The sequence below is a fragment of the Paenochrobactrum sp. BZR 201-1 genome, from assembly GCF_044987585.2.
GTDB lineage: Bacteria > Pseudomonadota > Alphaproteobacteria > Rhizobiales > Rhizobiaceae > Paenochrobactrum > Paenochrobactrum pullorum.
Genome location: NZ_JBJDRZ020000019.1, coordinates 51,331 through 69,593, shown reverse-complemented (window position 1 = coordinate 69,593; position 18,263 = coordinate 51,331). Strand labels below are relative to the sequence as shown.

General features: G+C 46.9%; 16 protein-coding genes and 1 tRNA gene. 8 read left to right on the top strand and 9 right to left on the bottom strand.

Going from position 1 to position 18,263, the window contains the following annotated elements:
• Window positions 1-5 precede the first annotated feature (5 nt).
• A complete protein-coding gene (gene gltX / locus ACI0FR_RS12215; protein ID WP_404907881.1) occupies window positions 6-1,379 on the top strand; it encodes a glutamate--tRNA ligase in 1,374 nt (457 codons plus the stop codon).
• Here the strand turns inward: gltX and ACI0FR_RS12210 are convergent.
• Both ACI0FR_RS12210 and ACI0FR_RS12205 read right to left on the bottom strand, forming a co-directional pair.
• The gene (locus ACI0FR_RS12210) at window positions 1,303-2,124 is read right to left on the bottom strand and encodes a hypothetical protein (RefSeq protein ID WP_404907879.1); all 822 of its coding nucleotides are present in this window, start codon (window positions 2,122-2,124) and stop codon (window positions 1,303-1,305) included. The genes gltX and ACI0FR_RS12210 overlap by 77 nt on opposite strands.
• A gap of 95 nt (window positions 2,125-2,219) precedes the next feature.
• The gene (locus ACI0FR_RS12205) at window positions 2,220-4,523 is read right to left on the bottom strand and encodes an NADP-dependent malic enzyme (protein ID WP_404907876.1); all 2,304 of its coding nucleotides are present in this window, start codon (window positions 4,521-4,523) and stop codon (window positions 2,220-2,222) included.
• Window positions 4,524-5,017: 494 nt separating this feature from the next.
• Between ACI0FR_RS12205 and ACI0FR_RS12200 the strand changes: the two genes are divergently transcribed.
• The 4 genes from ACI0FR_RS12200 to ACI0FR_RS12185 all read left to right on the top strand — a co-directional run bounded on the left by ACI0FR_RS12200 (window position 5,018) and on the right by ACI0FR_RS12185 (window position 8,813).
• Complete coding sequence (locus ACI0FR_RS12200; protein WP_404907871.1) at window positions 5,018-6,193, top strand: ABC transporter permease; 1,176 nt, start codon at window positions 5,018-5,020, stop codon at window positions 6,191-6,193.
• Window positions 6,194-6,321: 128 nt separating this feature from the next.
• The gene (locus ACI0FR_RS12195; protein ID WP_404907869.1) at window positions 6,322-7,203 is read left to right on the top strand and encodes an ABC transporter ATP-binding protein; all 882 of its coding nucleotides are present in this window, start codon (window positions 6,322-6,324) and stop codon (window positions 7,201-7,203) included.
• 3 nt (window positions 7,204-7,206) lie between these two features.
• A complete protein-coding gene (locus ACI0FR_RS12190; protein WP_374832858.1) occupies window positions 7,207-8,202 on the top strand; it encodes an MlaD family protein in 996 nt (331 codons plus the stop codon).
• Window positions 8,199-8,813, top strand: a complete 615-nt coding sequence (locus ACI0FR_RS12185) for an ABC-type transport auxiliary lipoprotein family protein (RefSeq protein ID WP_404907867.1) — start codon at window positions 8,199-8,201, stop codon at window positions 8,811-8,813. Before ACI0FR_RS12190 ends, ACI0FR_RS12185 begins: the two co-directional genes overlap by 4 nt.
• A gap of 205 nt (window positions 8,814-9,018) precedes the next feature.
• Here ACI0FR_RS12185 and ACI0FR_RS12180 read toward each other — a convergent pair.
• The 3 genes from ACI0FR_RS12180 to mazG form a co-directional block, all read right to left on the bottom strand.
• Window positions 9,019-9,095: transfer RNA gene (locus ACI0FR_RS12180), tRNA-Asp, on the bottom strand.
• Window positions 9,096-9,365: 270 nt separating this feature from the next.
• Complete coding sequence (locus tag ACI0FR_RS12175; RefSeq protein ID WP_374832854.1) at window positions 9,366-9,809, bottom strand: universal stress protein; 444 nt, start codon at window positions 9,807-9,809, stop codon at window positions 9,366-9,368.
• Between the two features lie 74 nt (window positions 9,810-9,883).
• Window positions 9,884-10,708, bottom strand: coding sequence for a nucleoside triphosphate pyrophosphohydrolase (mazG, locus tag ACI0FR_RS12170; protein WP_404907922.1), 825 nt, complete (start codon window positions 10,706-10,708; stop codon window positions 9,884-9,886).
• A 163-nt stretch (window positions 10,709-10,871) separates the two neighbouring features.
• Between mazG and galE the strand changes: the two genes are divergently transcribed.
• The 3 genes from galE to ACI0FR_RS12155 all read left to right on the top strand — a co-directional run bounded on the left by galE (window position 10,872) and on the right by ACI0FR_RS12155 (window position 13,187).
• Window positions 10,872-11,879, top strand: coding sequence for a UDP-glucose 4-epimerase GalE (galE, locus tag ACI0FR_RS12165; protein ID WP_404907863.1), 1,008 nt, complete (start codon window positions 10,872-10,874; stop codon window positions 11,877-11,879).
• Between the two features lie 48 nt (window positions 11,880-11,927).
• The gene (locus ACI0FR_RS12160) at window positions 11,928-12,764 is read left to right on the top strand and encodes a methyltransferase domain-containing protein (protein ID WP_404907861.1); all 837 of its coding nucleotides are present in this window, start codon (window positions 11,928-11,930) and stop codon (window positions 12,762-12,764) included.
• Between the two features lie 102 nt (window positions 12,765-12,866).
• Entirely contained in the window at window positions 12,867-13,187 is a 321-nt protein-coding gene (locus ACI0FR_RS12155) for a 2Fe-2S iron-sulfur cluster-binding protein (protein ID WP_374832846.1), read from the top strand.
• On the opposite strand, the gene ACI0FR_RS12150 is transcribed toward ACI0FR_RS12155, so the two are convergent.
• From ACI0FR_RS12150 to grxD, 4 genes are all read right to left on the bottom strand, one after another.
• The gene (locus ACI0FR_RS12150) at window positions 13,156-13,584 is read right to left on the bottom strand and encodes an NUDIX domain-containing protein (protein ID WP_404907859.1); all 429 of its coding nucleotides are present in this window, start codon (window positions 13,582-13,584) and stop codon (window positions 13,156-13,158) included. The genes ACI0FR_RS12155 and ACI0FR_RS12150 overlap by 32 nt on opposite strands.
• A gap of 183 nt (window positions 13,585-13,767) precedes the next feature.
• Window positions 13,768-15,897, bottom strand: coding sequence for a DNA topoisomerase IV subunit B (gene parE, locus ACI0FR_RS12145; RefSeq protein ID WP_374832842.1), 2,130 nt, complete (start codon window positions 15,895-15,897; stop codon window positions 13,768-13,770).
• Window positions 15,898-16,252: 355 nt separating this feature from the next.
• Complete coding sequence (locus ACI0FR_RS12140) at window positions 16,253-17,512, bottom strand: multidrug effflux MFS transporter (RefSeq protein ID WP_374832840.1); 1,260 nt, start codon at window positions 17,510-17,512, stop codon at window positions 16,253-16,255.
• Window positions 17,513-17,880: 368 nt separating this feature from the next.
• Entirely contained in the window at window positions 17,881-18,213 is a 333-nt protein-coding gene (gene grxD / locus ACI0FR_RS12135; RefSeq protein ID WP_404907856.1) for a Grx4 family monothiol glutaredoxin, read from the bottom strand.
• Window positions 18,214-18,263 lie beyond the last annotated feature (50 nt).

Here is an 18,263-nt window from a genome sequence, read left to right as displayed (position 1 = left end):
ATCAGATGACTGTTACAGTGCGTTTTGCTCCGTCACCAACGGGATATATCCATATCGGCAATACCCGTCCTGCTTTGTTTAACTGGTTGTTTGCCCTTAAAAATGGCGGCAATTATGTTTTACGTTATGACGATACCGATGTTGAACGCTCCAAACAAGAATATTCGGAAGCCATCGCTACCGATCTTGATTGGCTGGGTATCAAACCTTCGCGCGTTGAATATCAGTCAAAGCGTTTTGATGTTTATCAGCGGGCAGTTGATAAACTGAAAGAAGCAGGGCTACTTTATGATTGCTATGAAACAGCAGAAGAGCTGGAGCGTCGCCGTAAAATTCGCCTGACCCGTCGCCTACCGCCGGTTTATGGTCGTGAAGCACTGAAACTTACGGAAGAAGAAAAAGCGGCTTTTGAAGCTGAAGGCCGCAAGCCGCATTGGCGCTTCCTGCTGCCAAATTTTGCTGAAAATCCATTTGAAACCCAGCGTACCGAAGTGCATTGGGATGATCTGGTGCGTGGCCCACAAACTGTCGATCTGGCTTCAATGTCTGATCCGGTGCTGGTGCGCGAGGATGGAACTTATCTTTATACGCTGCCATCCGTAGTTGATGATATTGATATGGGCATCACCCATATTATTCGCGGCGATGACCATGTCACCAATACCGGTGTGCAGATTGCAATTTTTGAAGCGCTTGGTGCAAAGCCGCCAGTGTTTGGGCATCATAATCTGCTGACCACCGTTTCAGGTGAGGGGCTGTCGAAGCGCAGTGGTGCATTGTCTATCGGGAGCCTACGTGACAGTGGTTATGAGCCTATGGCGGTTGCATCTTTGGCTGTGCTGATTGGTACCTCTGAAAATGTGGTACCTGTTGCAACAATGGCGGAGCTTGCGACAAAAGTTGATGCCGCGGCTACATCCAAATCTGCTGCCAAGTTTGATCCGTCTGATTTGGATGCATTAAATCGTGCATTGATCCATCAATATAGCTATGCCGATGTTGCTGACCGTTTGGCAGAGCAGGGCATTCAAGGTGACAAAGCCGAAAGTTTCTGGCTGCTGGTTCGCGGCAATCTGGAACGTGTGGCCGATGCGGCTCTTTGGTGGCCGATTGTGTTTGGCGATTTGCGCGACAAGCCCGAACTTTCTGACGAAGACCGTGATTTTGTTCGTGAAGCTTTTGCACTTTTGCCAGCTGAACCATGGGACAATACCACATGGAAAACATGGACGAAGCAAGTGCAGGCTGCCACAGGACGCAAGGGCAAATCTTTGTTCATGCCCTTGCGTTTGGCATTGACACTTAAGGAGTCTGGTCCGGAACTGGCTGAGATGTTACCGCTTCTTGGTCGGGAAAGAACTTTGAACCGACTACCCTAATTTTTGGATCGGGCTGATAGGGGCGCTCTGCCCCTGCTGCCACGTTTTTTAGCTCCTGTGAAACCGGTGAAAAGGACAAAGCTTTAACCGGTTCGTTTTTTAGCTCGCTGTCTTTTTTATCCAGTGTTTCCGGCATTATTTCATGGGTAATTTTCACCGATGCCGGCGGTGTGTAGACCTTATATTCCTCATCCTCCAACGGGTGTCTTTCTAGTTTTCCAGACAATTCTTTAACGGAATTTTCCGCGTTGTTCAGCTTTGAATATTTTGCAGCTTTTGCTCGAGCCGATGTTTTATCTGTTTTTCGTGAAGCATTGATTTTCTGCTTATATCGATGGCTATCGCGAATAGTGCATCCGTCATCACGTAATGAAGGATGTGTAATTGAGTTGCCATTGATCACGGCGTGATAGATCTCTGCCTGATTTTGCAATGTTTGCATATCTGACTGAAGTGCAGCAATTTTCGCAACTTGCCAGTCACAGAATTTAGATTTCCCGCGAGTAGAAAATGGTGATCTTCGGCAATTGGAGTTTAATATATTCTCATGCGCAGTGATAAGTTCACTTCGTTTTTTAATTATTTGATAGCTGAGTAAATTATATTCTTTGATTAGTTTGTTTTTTTGATCTGCCGTGCAGCTATTAGGTTGGCTTGTTTGTGAACAGCCAGCTAAAATCAAGGTTAATGTCAAAAATATAAAAAAAGTAAAAATGCGTACTGAAAGTCGTGAAGTATATTGCACGTCGATATTCCCCCAGAACGATGAATGAAATCTGGGGGAATATTTGCATATTATAGTTAACTAACTACTAATAGTTGCATTTTGCAACCTTGAGTTTATTTTTGAACTGCACGTTGTGAAGCTTCCACAACAGCCAAAGCTGTCATGTTGACGATACCGCGCGAGGTTACCGATGGGGTCAGAATATGCGCCGGACGGGCTGCACCCAGCAGGATCGGGCCGACATGCAGTGCATCTGTCATCATCTTCACCACATTCATGGTGATGTTGGCAGCATCCAAATTCGGGAACACCAGCAAGTTGGCTTCGCCTTTGAGGCGTGAATTCGGGAAGACACGATCACGCTGGATTTGCGACAGAGCCGCATCGCCATGCATTTCGCCATCAACTTCAAGTTCGGGCGAAATCTGTTGTAAGATGTTGCAGGCTTTGCGCATTTTGGCTGCACTTTCGGAATCGCGCGAGCCGAAGTTGGAATGCGAGAGAAGTGCCGCCTTCGGTTCAATACCAAAGCGGCGAATTTCTTTCGCAGCCAGAATAGTCATTTCGGCGATTTCTTCTGCGGTCGGATCAATATTCACATAGGTGTCGGTGAAGAATAAAGTCTGACGCGGAGAAATCAGCAGGCTGAGCGTTGAAAGATCACGCAATGGTGCTTCAATGCCCAATATCTGTTTAACCAATGTTAGCTGGCGTTCAAAACGACCTTCCAAGCCACAGATAAGCGCATCGGCTTCATCACGCACCACTGCCAAAGCCGCAATCACAGTCGGGTTGGTGCGAACCAGCGCACGCGCCGCTTCCGGTGTGATGCCTTGGCGACCAGTCAGCTTGTGCATCAGCTCGACATAGTCACGGTAGCGCGGATCATCTTCCGGGTTGATGATTTCAAAATCAACTCCGGGACGGATTTTGAGGGCAAAACGTTTCAAGCGTGTTTCGATTACACTTGGGCGGCCAATAAGGGTTGGAATAGCAATGCCTTCTTCCAACACCACTTGTGCTGCACGCAGCACACGTTCATCTTCACCATTAGCATAAATAACACGCTTTTTGCTGGCCGAACGGGATGCGGCAAAAACCGGTTTCATAATAAGACCGGAGCGGAAGACATAACGGTTAAGCTTATCAATATAAGCTTCCATATCTTCAATTGGGCGAGTGGCAACGCCGGTGTCCATTGCAGCTTTTGCAACGGCTGGTGCAATGCGCAAAATGAGGCGAGGGTCAAATGGTGATGGAATGATATAGTCAGGGCCGAAGCTTGGCGTATCGCCCGAATAGGCTTTGGCTGCAACATCCGACACTTCTTCACGTGCCAGACCAGCAATCGCCATCACAGTTGCCATCTTCATTTCTTCGTTGATGGCGGTTGCGCCAACATCCAATGCACCGCGGAAGATGTAAGGGAAACAAAGAACGTTATTGACCTGATTTGGATAGTCGGAGCGACCGGTGCAGATGATTGCATCGGCGCGAACAGCGCGTGCAGCTTCCGGCATAATTTCGGGTGTCGGATTGGCCAGTGCCATGATGAGCGGATTTGGTGCCATCTGGCTCAAGAGTTCAGGCTTGAGAACGCCAGCGGCGGAAAGGCCGAGGAATACATCTGCGCCACCAATGACATCTGCCAATGCGCGATGGTCGGTTTTTTGCGCATAAACGGATTTCCAGCGATCCATCAATGTGTTGCGACCGTCGTAAACCAGACCATCAATATCATTGACCCAGATATTTTCGCGTTTTGCACCCATCGAGACGAGAAGGTTAAGACACGCGATTGCGGCAGCACCCGCACCGGAGGTGACGATTTTGACATCGCTCAATTTTTTACCGGCAAGTTCCAGACCATTCATGACAGCGGCTGCAACTATAATCGCCGTGCCGTGCTGATCGTCATGGAATACTGGAATATTCATCTTTTCACGAAGCTGCTCTTCAACTTCAAAACATTCCGGTGCTTTGATGTCTTCGAGATTGATACCGCCGAAGGTCGGCTCCAGCGCGCTAATGGTATCAACCATTTGCTCGACTTTGAGAGCATCAATTTCGATATCGAAAACATCAATATCAGCAAATTTTTTGAAGAGAACTGCTTTACCTTCCATCACTGGTTTGGAAGCAAGCGGGCCGATATTGCCGAGGCCTAAAACCGCGGTACCGTTGGAGACGACTGCCACAAGATTAGCACGAGCAGTAAAATCGGCAGCCAATGCCGGATCTTCCTGAATGGCAAGGCAAGGCGCTGCAACACCTGGCGAATAAGCGAGTGCAAGGTCACGCTGGTTGCCTAAAGGTTTGGTCGCTTGAATTTCCAGTTTGCCCGGCTTCGGGTAGCGATGGAAATAAAGCGCTGCTTCGTCGAAATCTGAACGGCCCGAAGGGGTTTTAGTCGTCATGTTCGTCTCGCTTTCATAATATTACTCTGGCAGCCATCCTGTTTCATCAGCGTGATTTTTCCGCTTTCTGCCTTGACAGTATTTTCCTCTGTTACGGTCAAAGCAATATATCAGGGATTGGTTTGGTGATTAGAGCCAGAATTGATAATCACCTTTAACGAATATTCATGTCACTTAAAGGTGATGATTTGTCGCCGCTGAATGCGCCCGCTTTTAAACACATATCAAGATATGTGGCTGGCTTATGATGATATGGCGCAGGCGGTGGCATCAGGAGTGCTCCGGTATCATTGGCAAACTTCTCCTTCTGCATTAAAGCTTAAATCGACATGCAGCAAGCATCCAGATGTTATAATAATATCTTTATTATAGGATTATCGCTTTTCTGTCATTCGTCTGCTAAATGCGCTTAACTAAACGGTTGTATATTGATCGAAATAAAGCCAATTTTAATAGGCTGTTAAGGTTTGTGCGACTCGTATATAGAAAGCTGCATGTTGACCGACACTGTAAGTGATGCAAAAAAACAAATGCGTGCCGCCCCCCAAATCAGCGTCACGAAACAGGAAAACGGCGAACTGCTTTGCTTGAGCGGTCGTTGGACGACGCATTGTGTCAACCAGATCGATATGCAGATGCGCAAGCTTGAGCGTTCGCATCGTTCCGGTTTCATCCAGATTGATATGAGCGATGTGCAGGGGTTGGATACAGCAGGTGCTTGGTTGATCGAGCGTCTGCGTCAATCATTTGAGCGGACTGATGTTCAGGTTGAGATCATCGGCTTGAAGGCTAGTTGGCAGCCATTGATGCAAGAGGTCGGCAAGGCAGTCGAACCTGTTACGCAGCGCAAAAAAGACAAAAAAGACTTCTTCTTGACGACATTTTTTGCCGCAATCGGCGAAGGTGTCTTCTCGATGTACAAAGACTTTAAAATGTCGATGTATATTTTAGGATCCACTATTCGCGGGTCGCAAATGAAGCAGGGGCGCGGTACTGGTATCAGTATGCCGGCAATCGTGCATCAAATGCACCGGATGGGCGTGGGTGCAATACCCATCGTCATGTTGATGTCGATGATTGTCGGAGCAATTATTGCGCAGCAGGGCGCGTTCCAGTTACGTTATTTCGGTGCTGAAATCTTTGTCGTTGACCTTGTCGGTATTTTGGTATTGCGCGAACTGGGGGTTTTGCTGACGGCCATTATGATTGCCGGCCGGTCAGGCAGTGCGATTACCGCAGAAATCGGTTCGATGAAAATGCGTGAGGAAACTGACGCTTTGAAGGTTATGGGGCTCAACCCTGTCGGTGTATTGGTTTTTCCGCGTTTGGTCGCTTTGGTGATTGTGTTGCCATTGTTGACTATTCTGGCCGATGTGGCAGCCCTTTTGGGTGCCGGTGGCGTTGCATGGTTTTATTCCAATATTTCACCAGAGGCATTTATTGCGCGTCTGCATGATGCGGTAGCATTGAATACTTATTTTGCAGGATTGATCAAAGCGCCGTTCATGGCGATGATTATCGGTATTATGGCTTCAGTCGAAGGTTTGAAAGTTGGCGGCAGTGCAGAATCTTTGGGTCGGCGTGTAACAGCTTCGGTGGTCAAATCCATTTTTGTGGTGATTGTGATCGATGGTTTGTTTGCAATGTTCTATGCTGCGATTGATTTTTAATGAGGTACAGCAATAAAAGTGGTTATAACAATCATTGCCATGACTAAATGATCACAGGTCTAAAGAATAATCATTTTAGAATATTATTGATATTCGTAAAATACGTCAGATTGAGTTAAAGAGTATATATGGAGCAGCAGTATCAAGATAACCAGAAAGCACATGTCTTGAGCAACGGTGAGCATGAGACAATGGGCAATAATGAACATGAACCGATTATTTCTGTTCGTGATGTCACTGTGGCTTTTGGCAAAAACACTGTGCTGGACAAGCTCAATCTTGATATTTACCCCGGTGAAGTCTTGGGTTTTATCGGGCCGTCAGGTTCCGGAAAATCTGTTTTGATGCGTGCAATCTTAGGCCTGACCCCTAAGAAAACCGGCAAAATCGAAGTGTTCGGACAAAATCTTGATGGTTTGAATGAACGTTCAAAAATGGCCGTTGATATGCGTATGGGGGTATTGTTCCAGCATGGTGCGCTGTTTTCTGCGCTGAATGTCTTGGAAAATATTCAGGTACCAATGCGCGAATATCTCGATCTTTCGCCAAAGCTGATGGATGAGCTGGCCAGATTGAAAATTGATTTGGTGGGGCTGAAACCTGATACGGCCGAAAAGTTTCCGTCTGAACTTTCCGGCGGTATGATCAAACGTGCAGCTTTGGCCCGTTCTTTGGCGCTTGATCCGGATGTGGTGTTTCTTGATGAGCCGACTTCCGGACTTGATCCGATTGGTGCAGCAGAATTTGATGATCTGATCGCTAATTTGCGCGATACGATGGGATTGACCGTTTATATGGTGACCCACGATCTTGACAGTTTGTTTGCAATTTGTGACCGGATAGCGGTATTGGGCAATAAAAAAGTACTCGTCAGCGGCAGTATGGAAGAAATGCTGGAGTTTGATGATCCTTGGGTTAAATCTTATTTTCGTGGCAAGCGGGCGCGGCAGATTGATCTTTCCGCACCGAGCCGGCGCAGACCCGGCACTTTCCGCTCGCAGGCAGGGTAAATTATGGAAACGAAAGCCAATTACGTTCTGGTGGGCGTTTTTACACTGATCGTCAGCCTCATTGCTTTCGGATTTGTGTATTGGATTGCGCGCTATGGTGAGGCACGCGATTCACTGCCGCTCGAAATCAGAATTCCGGGCTCTGTCACAGGCCTTGCGCAGGGCAGTCAGGTGCTGTTCAACGGGATTAAAGTCGGCGATGTACGCCGTCTCCATCTGGATGAAACCAATCCTGATATGGTGATTGTGTTGACGCAGGTGAATGCAACAACGCCGATCACGCGTTCAACGGTTGCAACTCTTGGCTTCCAGGGTTTGACCGGACAGGCTTATGTCGAGCTTAAAGGTGGCCGTCTGGATGAGCCGAATTTGCTGACCACAGCTAATGAAGGGGGCTATGTTGCCCGTATCAATGCCGATCCGTCGATTGTGAACAATTTGCTTGCCACGGCACAGGATATTTTTGCCCGTGCCAACAGTGCTATCGGTGCTTTGGAAGGTTTTATCCGCGATGTACGTGAGCCACTGACAGATACAGTGAAAAACACGCGCACCTTCACAGATGCTTTGGCCAAAAATTCCGACATTGTTGAGAAACTTGGTTCAAATGCAGAAGACATTCAGCTGATGATCAAGGATGCGCGTGAAATGATGTCACGACTGAATAATGCTTCGATGCGTGTGGAAGATATTATGCAAAAAGCAGATAATATGTTGTCTGCTGATGATAAAAACGGTGTTGTTGCACAGCTTAATGCAACGCTCGAATCAATCCGTAAAACCTCCGATAATCTTAATAATCGTATGGCACCGATTACCGATAATATACAGCGTTTCTCGGGGCAGGGATTGCGTGATGTGGAGACTGCGGTCAATGAGAGCAGACGTGCGATCCAGCGTATCGAGCAGGCCATCACCGATCTTGAGAAGAATCCGCAACGTATTATCTTTGGCGGTCAGGGTAATGTGCCGCAATATGACGGGAGATCACGTCGATGAGTCAATTTGATGTCAAGCTCCTGAAGCGAGCCCGTTTTGGCTTGATGATTGCTGGACTTGCCGGTTTAATGGCATCCTGCGGCACCACCGCGCCGCTTGATACCTATAGTTTGAGTGCGCCAAACTCCGCAGTTACAGCAAAAAGCCGTAAATCTGTACAAATCTTGGTGGCAGCTCCTGCCGCACTCAAGGCACTAGATAGTCAGAATATTGTGGTCAATCCGGCATCGGGATCAATTGCATATCTGAGCGGTGCCCAATGGGGGGATCGTCTGCCGAATATTATCCAGTCGCGTCTTGTGCAGGCTTACGAAAATACCGGCTTGCTCGGTGGCGTAGGGCGTCCGGGTGATGGTCTGGCGATCAATTATCAGATACTGACAGATATTCGTGAATTCGGCATTCGTGCATCCACATCACCGCAAACGGCAGTCGTTGAGCTTGCTGTACGGGTTATGGATGATAAGAACGGACATATACGATCAACGAAAGTATTCCGTAATGTCGTGCAGGTTCGTGGTAGCGGTAATAATGCTTATCTTGCTGCTTTGGACCAAGCATTTGAGAAAACCGCAGCTGAAATCGTCAGCTGGTCTTTCCTTGTGATGTGAGTTAAGCGTTCAATTTTGCTCAGTTAAAAGCCACCCTTAATGGGTGGCTTTTTATTTCTAAAGTCAAAAAATATTATTTTAAAAGATCATCATGCAAAGGCGTTTTTACCAAAGCAGAGCAATGATTATCAAAGTCATAACCATGAATGGGTAGTTTAAAGACCGGAAGGAAATGCAGGAGAATTCTCAACTGTTGTTTTTAAAATGGCGCGAGTGACGGGGCTCGAACCCGCGACCTCCGGCGTGACAGGCCGGCACTCTAACCAACTGAGCTACACCCGCGCATTTTAAAAGAGGCTTTCTATTTGAAGGCCTTAGCTGTTTAGCATTGCTGCTGAACATGAGTGGTTGTTTAATGTTATATATTGCATTCGTCAATGCTGTATTTTGCAGAATATGACAAAAGTTTTCATTACCCACAGGCTAAAATTTAAAAAAACGATTATCGGCTTTGGATCGTTAGAAAAATGATGCGGCGGATATAATCAGTCGCATCAAAATATCAAAAACCGAAGATAAATATATGAAAAATAGTACGAATCTTATTTTCTATCAGCGATAGACCAGCACTGGTATCCGGCTCATTTGTAAAACTTCGTTGGTCTGGCTGCCTAAAAGCCTTCTTACGACGCCGCGTCGTCCGTGTGAGGCCATGATGATCAGATCACAATCCAATTGATCGGCAGTGTCGACAATCGCTGTGGCGGCAGACACTTCCGAAATATGACGCGTAGCCATCACAACGCCGGAAACAGTGGCAATATCATTTGCCTCTTGCAGAATGCGGGAGGCGGCTTCTTCGATGGTTTTGTCGTAATCATCGCTGTCGATTGGTGCATTTTGCCATGCTACCGTGAAACTTGAGAGGGAATAGGGAATGCTGACGGTCAGAACCGTGAGCTTGCTTTCATGTTTTTTGGCCAGTTCAACAGCATATTTGATGCTTTTGATGGAGGTTTCGGAGCCATCGGCTGCGACTAGAATATGCTTGAACATGAAATCCCCTTTGGTGTGATATTTGGATATTAAATGCTGGAGCCGCAGATGCATTGATTGTGATCAAGAAACCATCACAAACCGCTTGCTTTGGCTTTTTGCCAGAGCGTTTCCATTTCTTCCAAATTGGATTGTTCCGGTGATGAACCGTTTTGCTTGAGGCTTTTCTCGATATAGTGGAACCGGTTGAGAAACTTATCATTGGCACGCATCAGAGCAATTTCCGGGTCGATATTCATATGTCGTCCCAGATTGACCATAGCAAAGAGCAAATCACCATATTCTTCTTCAATATGCTTCTGATCAGCCGATAGTTTCGCTTGTTTGAGTTCTGCTATTTCTTCTTCGATCTTTGCGAGAATCGGTTCCGGCTCGCTCCAGTCAAAGCCAACTTTGGCAGCCTTTAATTGGAGCTTTAAAGCGCGCAATAATGCAGGAAAAGCACGTGGAATATCATCGAGATAACCGTTCTTCCCCAACGTAGGCAATCCCGCGTTAGCACGGCGCTGTTCACGTTCGGCTTTTTCTTCCTGCTTAATGCGCCCCCAAGCCCCTTTAGCCATACCGGCATTACGGGCTTCTTCATCGCCAAACACATGCGGATGGCGACGGATCATTTTATGGGTGATGGCATGTACGACATCTTCAAAGTCAAATGCGCCTTCTTCCTCGGCGATGCGCGCATGGAACACGACTTGCAACAGCAAATCGCCTAATTCTTCGCGTAAATCATCTTTGTCCTGACGCTCGATAGCATCCAGCACTTCATAGACTTCTTCCAAAGTATAAGGAGCAATAGTTTCATAGCTTTGCTCTACATCCCAAGGGCAGCCAGTTTCAGGATTGCGAAGTGCTGCCATGATTTCAAGCAGTCTTTCAATTTTGCCGGAAGGTTGCAAAATAGTCTCCAAATCTATCCGTTGCGATGCTATGCGATTCTCAATATGTCTATCATGGTTGAGCGTTGCCTCATCTATTTTTTGATCATTCCTTTCAATTTTGTGAGATTGACCGATATAATATGAAGGCGCAGCGGATAAGGCATTTCAGGAAGGCAGAAACATGGCTGTTATGGTGACCGGAGGTGCCGGTTATATCGGATCGCACACATGTGTTGAGCTGTTGCAGGCTGGCTATGATGTCGTGGTCGTTGATAATTTTGATAATAGTTATCCGGAAATTCTGCGTCGGGTGGAAGAAATTACAGGACGGAAGCTGTTTCGCGAAGCAGGTGATGTGCGTGACCGTATATTTCTGGAGCAAGTTTTAAAGCGTCATAAATGTGATGCAGTGATGCATTTTGCCGGCCTTAAATCTGTGACGGAATCAACGCAAAAACCGTTGCATTATTATGATTGCAACGTAGTCGGCACTATTCGTTTGCTGGAAGCTATGCGTGCGGTGGATGTCAAAAGGATTGTATTTAGTTCATCGGCAACAGTTTATGGCGAGCCGGAGCAGTTGCCATTTACCGAGGATCACCGGTTGCTGCCCGCCAATACTTATGGGCGCAGCAAACTGATGGTGGAAGATATTTTACGCGATATTTATCGTGGTAATCCGAGTTGGCAAATTGCTATTTTACGTTATTTCAATCCTGTTGGTGCGCATGAAAGCGGGTTAATAGGTGAAAATCCGAAAGGTGTGCCTAATAATCTGATGCCATTAATTGCGCAAGTTGTAAGCGGCAAACGTGAAAAATTGACCATATGGGGTAATGATTATCCGACCCATGACGGCACGGGTGTGCGTGATTATATCCATGTGGAAGATGTGGCTAAAGGTCATGTGCGAGCCTTGAAAATGTTGGATGAGCCGCAATGTTTGACACTCAATCTGGGTACAGGGCAGGGATATAGTGTTTTTGAAGTAATCAGGGCTTATGAAAAAGTGACTGGAAAATCGGTTCCTTACGAGATTGCTCAGCGTCGAGCTGGTGATATTGCTGAATATTATGCCGATCCAGCACGGGCAAAAGAGATATTGAACTGGTCGGCGCAAAAAACACTCAATGATATGTGTCAGGACATGTGGAACTGGCAGTGTAAAAATCCAAACGGATATCAATAAAAAGCTGTAAGTGTGCTGATGCGCTACTTGCTCGCCGAAGGAAAAAGAATGACTTTGAATAATGAAACACCGGCAGCTTTTGATGAAGAAGCCTTGGAAGAAGCTTATGAGCGCGCGTTAAGCCTTGAAAAAGCCGGTGATTTTGAAGCTGCCAGCTTAGCTTATAAGGAAGTTTTGCAAATCGATCCTTCTGATCATGCCGGTGCTGCTGTCAGACTTGCCAGTATGGGCAAAGGGGATGTGCCGCCTAAAGCGCCGGATGCTTATGTGGCAACGTTGTTTGATCAGCATGCAGATATGTTTGATACGATTTTGGTCGATCAGCTTGGTTATGATGTGCCGCTGCAATTGCGTGAAGTACTTTTGAAGTTGGACGAAGATTGCCAGTTTGAGCGTATGCTTGATCTTGGTTGTGGCACTGGCCTTTCGGCAGATGCGCTGGATGATATTGCCACGCACAAAACCGGCGTTGATATTTCTGAAAACATGATCGAAATCGCCTATGAAAAAGGTGATTATGATGCGTTATTTGTCAGCGAAGCGGTGTTGTTTTTACAAAAAAACACAGCTGCACCGTGGGATTTGATCGTTGCAACTGATGTTTTGCCCTATATGGGTGCATTGGAAGATTTTTTTGCCGGATTGAAAGCACATATCAATCAAGGTGGTGTGATTGCTTTTTCATCCGAAACACAATCAGATGAAATTTTTCAGAAGCGTCATTATATGGTTGGTGCCTATCAGCGTTTTGCGCACGCAGAAAATTATTTACGTCGTTTGGTGGAAGCGCATGGTTTTGAATGTCTGGCTTGTCAGAACATTATTGTACGTCATGAACAAGGCCAGCCGGTTCCGGGACAGCTGATCGTAGCGCGGTCACTTTGACGCTGTCTGGTTGAACTTTCACGCATAAATACGTATCTCCTCGGATACGACTAAAGAGTTAACCGGATGATGACCGGAGTTTTATAAAATCTAGGATGGGTAATGACAAAAATTACTTATATCACTGCGGATGGTACCCCTTACGAGGTGGAAAGCCCGAACGGTTCCAGTGTCATGGAGGCGGCAATTCGTAATGGTATTCCGGGTATTGATGCCGATTGCGGCGGAGCTTGTGCTTGCGCGACCTGCCATGTTTATGTCGATGAAAATTGGCAGGAAATTGTGGGCGAACCTGATGCAATGGAAGAGGATATGCTGGATTTTGCCTATGATGTTCAGGCAAATTCGCGTCTTTCCTGCCAGATCCGCGTTCGTGATGAAATCAACGGCCTTATTGTGCGTCTGCCTGAGCGTCAGGGCTGATGTAATTATCCAGATATTTAAAAACAGTCAGATAGGAATCCAAAGCAAGTTCTTTGAGATTATTGGCTTCATTCAAGGGGATCCAGCATAATTCGGAATGCTCGTCATTTCGAATTGCCGGATTTCCCTCCCATTGCTTTATAATATACAAATAATAAGTGACTTTTTCGGCAGTGTTCGGGTCTTTTATCTCATAGATAAAGCTGTATTTTTGCGGTGCAATACCTAACTCTTCACGCAGTTCGCGTTTCAAAGCCTGTTCTTGAGTTTCACCGTTTTCGACATGTCCGCCAGGAAAACTCCAGCAATTAGCATAGGCATGACGATGAGAACTACGACGTGCCAATAAAAGCTTATTATTCTGTATCAGCAGACCATTAACAATGTTTCTCGCCACATTTAAGCTCCCTACAAACTGAATGATCAATTTCTAGAGCGTGTCTCACTTAATCGTATCCAATGTGCTCGCTCTACCGTTTTGTTTTTACGCATGTCTTTATCCCAAAACCGGTGCCCACTTTTGGGAGACATGCTCTAGTCAGTACGTTGGGAACTTAAAAACTTATCGGTAAAACACCATCTAAATATCGAGTTTGTCGGCAAATTCGGCATTTTCCTGAATGAAGCGGAAGCGGGCTTCCGGCTTGGTGCCCATCAGGTCATCAACCGTTGCCTTGGTGGCTTCTTCAGTGCTGTGATCAATCTCCACACGCAAGAGTGTGCGTTTGGCAGGATCCATCGTCGTTTCTTTCAATTGCTCGGCACGCATTTCACCCAAGCCCTTAAAGCGGCCGATTTCAATCTTACCACGTCCGCTGAAATGCGTACGCAGCAATTCATCCTTATGTGCATCATCACGGGCATAGGCAGTTTTGCCACCTTGGCTAAGGCGATAAAGCGGAGGCACCGCGAGAAAGAGATGGCCGTTACTGATCATTTCCGGCATTTCTTGATAGAAGAAGGTGATTAAAAGCGAAGCAATATGCGCGCCATCCACGTCAGCATCCGTCATGATGATAATGCGGTCATAACGCAGATCTTCTTCGCGGTATTTTGACCGTGTTCCACAGCCAAGCGCTTGAATAATATCGGCAATCTGTTGGTTGGCTGTAAGCTTATCGCGTCCGGCGCTCGCTACGTTCAGGATTTTACCGCGCAGTGGCAGGATCGCCTGATTGGTGCGGTTACGTGCTTGTTTGGCGGAACCGCCCGCGGAATCACCTTCAACAATAAACAGTTCTGCATTGTTGGCAGAGTTTTGTGAGCAGTCTGCGAGTTTACCCGGCAGCCGCAATTTGCGTACAGCCGTCTTGCGGTTGACTTCTTTTTCCTGACGGCGGCGCAGACGTTCCTCAGCACGTTCAACCACCCAGTCGAGCAATTTGGAGGCTTCCTGCGGCGAGGCAGCCAGCCAATGATCAAACGGATCACGAATGGCATTTTCAACGATACGCTGCGCCTCAACAGTGGCAAGCTTGTCTTTGGTTTGGCCGACAAATTCCGGTTCGCGAATAAAAACAGACAGCATGGCAGCTGCTGATGTCATCACGTCATCGGTGGTAATGACAGAGGCACGTTTATTATTGGTCAGTTCGGCATAGGCTTTCAGACCACGTGTGAGAGCGATACGAAGGCCAGCCTCATGGGTACCACCATCACCGGTCGGGATCGTGTTACAATAAGAATGTACAAACGCATCGCCACCATACCAGCTGACAGCCCATTCCAAGGCACCATGACGACCTTGCGCTTCGGTTTTACCGGCAAAAATTTCGCGTGTGACCTGAAAGTCTTTGCCCAATGTGGTGGACAAATAATCCTTCAAACCACCTGGGAAATGGAAGACAGCCTTTTCAGGCGTATCCTGTTTCGGGTCGAGAAGTGAAGGGTCACAACTCCAGCGGATTTCAACACCACCGAACAAATAGGCTTTCGAGCGCGCCATACGATAAATGCGCGTCGGGTCAAATTTGGCATTTTTACCGAAAATATCCGGATCCGGATGGAAGCGCAGGCGTGTGCCGCGGCGGTTATGCACTTCACCGAGTTCTTCCAAACCGCCTTGCGGAATACCGCGCGAGAAGCATTGGCGATACAAGCGGCGATTACGTGCAACTTCTACTTCCAACACATCGGAAAGCGCGTTGACGACCGAGACACCAACGCCGTGCAGCCCGCCGGATGTTTCATAGGCTTTACCGTCGAATTTACCGCCGGCATGTAGCTTGGTCATAATGACTTCAAGCGTAGATTTTCCCGGAACCTGCGGGTGATTATCGATCGGAATACCGCGACCATTATCGCTGACAGACAAGAAACCATCAGCATCAAGGCTGACTTCAATAAAGTTTGCATGTCCAGCCACCGCTTCGTCCATCGAGTTATCGATGACTTCAGCAAAGAGATGGTGCATCGCTTTTTCGTCGGTACCGCCGATATACATACCAGGGCGCAGACGTACCGGCTCCAAGCCTTCCAGAACACGGATGGCAGAGGCATTATAATCACCATTATCGGCAGCTAATGTTGCACGCTTGACGGACTCAACCGGTGTGGGAGCAGAAGGTGCAGCAGAAACGGCAGGTATTGTTGGTGCGGCTTTTTCTGCCACAGGGGCAGGGGCTACCGCACTGATGTCAGCCTGCGATGTCATTTGCCTTTCACGGGCTTTACTCACAACACTTGAAAAAAGATCGTTGTTGTCGTCCATGTGCTTTGGTTCAGCCTATCTATTAAATATACCGCATCAAACGTGCAGACAATTACGGGTCGTCATTTATCGTTTTAACATGGGCAAAAGCCCAAGCAATGCGTTGTTACGAATCATTCTTATCATGCCATGCAAATTCTAACAAAGCGAATAAGGTTCGCTTTATGTTCTGCATTATTCGTTGCAAAAGGTCAAGTTTTACACGGGTTTTACGTGAGATTGACATTTTCCACGATTGACAGACTGCAAAGGATAAAAAGATTTCGATGTTTTGATTGCTTCTTAAAATATAAAAGTCCGGCATGATTGTTTTATGTCATGACGGACTTTTCATTTGCATAGATAGCGATGCTTTTTATGCTTTGGGTGCCTGATGTTGTGAAGCAAAGAGTTTGCCACGTTCTGCAATCAGCATACAGATGAAGCTGATAACGCCCAAAATGGTAAAGCCTAATGCAATGGGTGTAGTCGTGCCATCAAAGGACTGACCAATGACAGCTCCCAATGTCGCGCCCAAAGTCGTCTGGGTGAAGCCCAGTACCGAGGAGGCTGTTCCGGCCACAGCACCCAACGGCTCCATGGCGAGTGCATTAAAGTTGGACGTGATTAGCCCGAACGAGAACATGATGACCATGTAAAGCGGCAGGAGCAGGAATAGTGGCACGGGCCCTTCAAAGCTCAATGACAGTACAAACCATAGCAGGCTGAAACCAATAAAGATAAACAGCATAGTTTGTGAAATACGACGCATACCATAGCGACCGACAAACCGTGAATTCAGGAATGAAGACAGCGCCATAGTGGCTGCTACCGCGGCGAAAGCCAGTGGAAATAATTCACCAAGCTCATAAATACCAACATAAATCTGTTGTGAGGAGCCGATAAAGCCGAACAGCGTGCCTAAAATGAACGAGGTGCCGAGCATATAAAAGAAGGCAACACGGTTGGTCAGCACCAGGCTGAAAGACTGTGCGAGGCTTGCGCCAGATAATGAACGTCTTTTTTCTTCCGCCAATGTTTCCGGAAGACGGAAATAAACCCAGACCATCACCACAGCTGCTGAAATAGCCATGAAAACAAAGATCAGGTGCCATTCACCAAAAAACATGATGAATTGACCGGTTGCAGGTGCAATGACCGGCAAGATCATAAAGACCATCATGATCAGCGACATGACTTCCGCCATCTGACGGCCACCATATAGGTCGCGTACGATGGAAACAGCGATAACACGCGTGCCTGCGGCACCAATACCTTGCAATACACGTAAAAGGATCAGCATCGAGAAGCTGGTGGTAAAAGCGGATGCCAGCGCGGTGACAATATAAATGCTGGTTCCGACGAAAAGCGGAATGCGACGTCCGAAGCGATCACTCAACGGGCCGTAAAATAATTGAGAAACGCCAAGACCCAGCAAATAAGCAGTAATAACGAACTGACGATGGTTTTCAGATTCGACACCAAGGCTTGCCCCAATTTCCTGTAAACCGGGAAGCATAATGTCAATTGCCAGAGCATTGATCGCCATCACAGCAGCAATCAGAGCAATGAATTCGCCCCGACCGCGCATGCTGTTACCTTGTCCTGTGTGACCCTGTTTTATATCAATTGGCAAAATACTCTCCTGTCTGCGGCATACATCTGATCAACCCGCGACTGCACCTGAACCATATTGTCCAAGTGTATCGTGCGCGTGAAATACGTTTGAGTTGATCAAAAATTATCGTTCGACCCCCGGCCTTATGATTGGCCGGTATAATCAAGCAATAATGTTTTAAAAATTTTTTTCAATGATGGGTTATATCAATTGAATAGTGAAACTCATTCATGAATGACAGTATCTTTAAAAAAAAGAAGCTGGCTCACGAACTCGTGAAGATAATGAAAGCCTCAATATTACATCAAATAACACTGAGGCTCAAAAACAGCAAAGGTGCCGGAGACCGGCACCTTCAAACATCCAATGAAGATGAATGATATGAATCAGGCTGCTTTAACAGCAATGCCTTTTTCTTCAAACAGTGCTTTCAGTTCGCCGGACTGGAACATTTCACGGGTAATATCACAGCCACCTATGAATTCACCTTTAACATAAAGCTGAGGGATGGTCGGCCAGTTGGAATATTCTTTAATCCCCTGACGCATTTCATCGGATGCCAACACGTTGATTCCTTTGTAATCAACGCCGATGTAATCCAGAATCTGCACAACCTGTCCGGAAAAACCGCACTGTGGGAAACCAGGCGTACCTTTCAGAAAAAGTACGACATCATTATTTTTTACTTCACTGTCAATAAGTTCGTTGATGCCGCTCATATTCTTCGTCCTTCTCTTTTCCCGCCCAATCAGCAGAAATTTCTGTCTAA